Source organism: Streptomyces sp. ASQP_92, assembly GCF_025399895.1.
GTDB lineage: Bacteria > Actinomycetota > Actinomycetes > Streptomycetales > Streptomycetaceae > Streptomyces.
In genome coordinates, this window is the sequence record NZ_JAODUA010000050.1 from 1 (window position 1) to 3,619 (window position 3,619).

Genomic DNA, 3,619 nt, shown 5'->3' on the forward strand with positions numbered 1-3,619 from the left:
ATCTGGGGCTGGCACATGTTCCTTTTCGTGGATCGCCGCTGCCACCGGCCCGTATCCATCTCCTGCTGTCCTCGTTGGTCTTCGTGGTGGTGCCCGGATTCTCCAGGTGCTGCCTTGATCGGTCAGGTGCGAGGAAGGTGTGCCGGTGGCATCCCAGTTGAGGGTGGTCCAGGGCGGTGCCGTACTGCTGGAGCCGGTGACCGCCGATCCGTGGGAGTTTCAGGCCGACTGCGTTGAGGCGTTCGTCGCCTCATGGCGAGCTCGTGGGTTCAGCCCGGTGACCGTCGAGAACGACATCGGACTGCTGGAACGCACGCTCACCGCACTGGGCCGGCCCGCCTGGGACGTCACCCCCGAAGACATCGACCGCGTCGTCGGAGACCTGGCTCTTGCCGGGCGGGCGGCCTCGACCCGGCGCGAGTACGTGCAGATCTTCAAGGGCTTTCACCGGTTTCTGCAGGTCCGCAAGGCCGTCGAGATCGAAGCCGGTTTCGGCGTTCGCCTGGTCTGCCCGGTCGATGAGTTCAACGCGGCCCGGCATGTCGGCGATGACTCCCCGGCCCAGCTGCCGCCACCGACCCCAGAGCGGGTCGCGGAGTTCTTCGACTTCCTCAAGGCCCGGATCGCCACCGCCCGCAAGTACGCACCCGCCGCCCGGGACTATGCGATGTTCCGGACCCTCTATCACGCCGGCCTGAGGTCCGAAGAGGTGTCGCTTCTGGACCGCCCGGACCTCCACTTCACGCGGGGACCGTTCGGGAAGCTCCACGTCCGGTTCGGCAAAGGCGCCCGCACATCCGGACCGCGGCCGCGCTGGGTGCCGATGCTGGACGGGCTCGACCTTGTCCTGCGCTGGTTTCTCGACGACGTCCGCGGGAAGTTCCCCGACTCGCCGGTGCTGTTTGCGGACGAGTCCGGAGGCAGTCTGCACCGCGGGACGATTCGCAATCGCTTGCGCTATCTGATGGAACTCGAAGGCCGTCCGGCGACCGACCGGTTCAGTCCGCATGCCCTGCGGCGGGCCTGCGCGACCCATAACTACGAGCGTGGTGTGGACTTGGTGGCAATCCAGCAGCTCCTTGGTCATTGGACGGTCAGTTCGACCATGAGATACGTCCGTCCCTCCGCGACGTTCATCGAGGATGCATATCGTCGCGCGGTGACCACCACGCTCGGCGAGCTGACCGCTGAGGGGGACAGCTCCGCATGAAGATCCGATGGCGTTTGCGGATGGCCGCTGCCCAACGCGAGATCTGGACCGGCACCCAGCTGCAGCGGCTGCTGGCCGAACGCGCAGGTCTGCAAATGTCCTCTGCCTCGGTGTCTGCGCTGTTCAGCAAAGAGCCCTCCCAGGTGAAGATGTCCACGCTGATCGCGTTGTGCACCGCGCTGGACTGCACCCCCAACGACCTTTTCGAGGTCGACACCACCCCCGTCGAGCGTCCTGCGGTTCCACCGCGACCGGTCGCCAACCTGCCGAAAGTGGCCTCCGCGCGAGGCCGCTCGATGCCACCTATCTGACCCGGAGATGAGGGGGCATCGTGGGCGTCAAACAGAGCGACTGCGTCGGCTGCGGAGCCCCGGTCGGCTTCATCGACCGGCACCACTGCTGCCGCTGCACTGCCCGGCAGAAGGAGGCCGAGGCCCGGGCCGCTTGTCCCCGGTGCGGCCAGCAGCGCGTTCTCCAGGCGGACACCGGCCGGTGCATCACCTGCTCACGCATATGCACCGCATGCGGACACCCGGTACGGAGTAAATCCTCGGCACTCTGCCGCACTTGCCTGCGGGAGTCCGAACGCGACGCGGCCAAGGATCCATGCCCTCGCTGCAGCCGACCCGGATATCTGCGCGAGGACACTGGCTGGTGCGGGCACTGCTCGCGTCCCCGGCAGGCCAAACAGCCGCCCCGGGCCTGTGAGCAATGCGGCAGAGTACGGAAGCACGCAGGGCTGGGGCTGTGCTCGGCCTGCTGGCAGCGTCACCCCGACCGTCCCTTCGTCCGGGCCGAGCACCTCATCGCCGAACTCGACAATCCCCCCGACTGGCTCCCGGACTTCACGACAGATCTCGCCGCCAAGTACTCCGTCGGCCGGGCCTGCACTTCGGGACGGCCAGCCCAGCCTCCCCCAGTCCGTACTCGAACGTTCCCGCCGCCCGGGGCGGTCGATGGGCTCCCTCGCCCGCGCCCTAGAAGCCTTCTTTACCAGTCGCGGTCTGGCCATGGCCACCGACCAGGGCGAGCGGCTCGCGGTCGGCCGCCGGCAACGCCGGGTTCTCGCGGTCCCGGAGCCCCTGCGACCTTCCGTGGAGGCCTTCTCCGACTTCATGATCCGCTCACGCGAGCGGTCACGGCGTGCCGGAACGCTGCCCCGCACTGACGGGACCATCGAAGCCGCACTGGCCATCGTGCGTGACCTTGCCCTGTTCCTCGCAGGTGAGCGCGGAAAGCAGGACTGGGCACTGACCGACGTGCACGATCTCGAAGCTTTCCTGGCCGGCTCGCCCAAGGCCCGAAAGCGTCGACTGGTGGTGCTCGGACAGTTCTTCCGCTTCGCGCGATCCCAGAAGATCGTCCTCGTCGATCCCGCCCGCGGGTTGACCGCCGGAGGACCGAGCGGCTTCACTGGCGCGACTCTGACGCTTGACCAGCAACGTCTGCTGTTTCGCCGCTGGACAACGGATCCAGCCGTCCACCCGCACGAAGCACTACTGGGCATGCTCGCCCTGTTGCACGGCGCCTCAAGCCGTGAGGTCAAAATGCTCCAGACCGTTGACATCGACCTTCATGCCCGGACCGCCCGGCTCGGCGACCGCCCGCATCCGGTCCCTTTGGATCCGCCGTCCTGGGCGGCCGTGGAACGCTGCCTTGCCCACCGCGAAGACCAGAAGACTGATAACCCGCATGTGATGGTCACCCGCCAGACGAAGTCCGGCCGGGGGCCGGCGTCCACCGCCTATGTCAGTCACGTCCTTGACGCCTGCGGCTTCCCACCCCGCATGATCCGCTGCACTCGACTGCTCGAGCTGGTCAACACCATGGACCCCAAGCTCATCGCCGCCGCGTTCGGCATGGACCCCGAGGCCACCATGATCTATCTGGCCGATCACGTCGACGAGGGGCGGCTCCCGCTTCCGGATGCCAGCCGAAATGCCAGGAGGCCGCGCTGAAAACTCGTACAGAATTGCGGGCATGACCGCCTTCTCTTGCACCAACTGTCAGCAGCGGATGAGTCCTGATCTTCGGGAGGTGCCGATGCCGCCGCCGGTCACCGAGGAAGCCCCGGGACACCGATTCTTGCCACCGCTTCTGCCGCGTGGGTCGTATGCGGTCAGTCCCCATACTGGCGCACTGGTCCTGAACCCCGACGACATCATGGGGTTGACCAGACACCCTGACCCCAGGCGTCGCAACGGATGCTGTGGACTCGACGGCCTGGACGGCCCCAACCTCGTCTGTGGCAACTGCGAAGCGGAGGTCGCGACACAGCAGTCGGACTGCTGGTCTCAGCAGCTGATTGCGCTGATCCCCGAAGCCGTGACCGGGATGGTCTCTCCGTCTGCTTGAACCCGTGAAGTTTCGGCAGCACCTCGCACGGGTTCGCCGGAACATGTGCGCTTT

4 protein-coding genes are annotated in these 3,619 nt (G+C 66.9%); all 4 read left to right on the plus strand.

The window, feature by feature from the left end:
* Positions 1–145: 145 nt before the first annotated feature.
* Positions 146–1,210, plus strand: coding sequence for a tyrosine-type recombinase/integrase (locus N4G70_RS36805; RefSeq protein WP_261717143.1), 1,065 nt, complete (start codon positions 146–148; stop codon positions 1,208–1,210).
* Complete coding sequence (locus N4G70_RS36810) at positions 1,207–1,521, plus strand: helix-turn-helix transcriptional regulator (protein ID WP_261717144.1); 315 nt, start codon at positions 1,207–1,209, stop codon at positions 1,519–1,521. Before N4G70_RS36805 ends, N4G70_RS36810 begins: the two co-directional genes overlap by 4 nt.
* A 699-nt stretch (positions 1,522–2,220) precedes the next feature.
* Positions 2,221–3,168 (plus strand): hypothetical protein, encoded by a 948-nt coding sequence (locus tag N4G70_RS36815; RefSeq protein WP_261717145.1) that lies wholly within the window; start codon positions 2,221–2,223, stop codon positions 3,166–3,168.
* A gap of 22 nt (positions 3,169–3,190) precedes the next feature.
* On the plus strand, positions 3,191–3,565 hold the full coding sequence (locus tag N4G70_RS36820; protein WP_261717146.1) for a hypothetical protein: 375 nt from the start codon (positions 3,191–3,193) through the stop codon (positions 3,563–3,565).
* Positions 3,566–3,619: the final 54 nt, after the last annotated feature.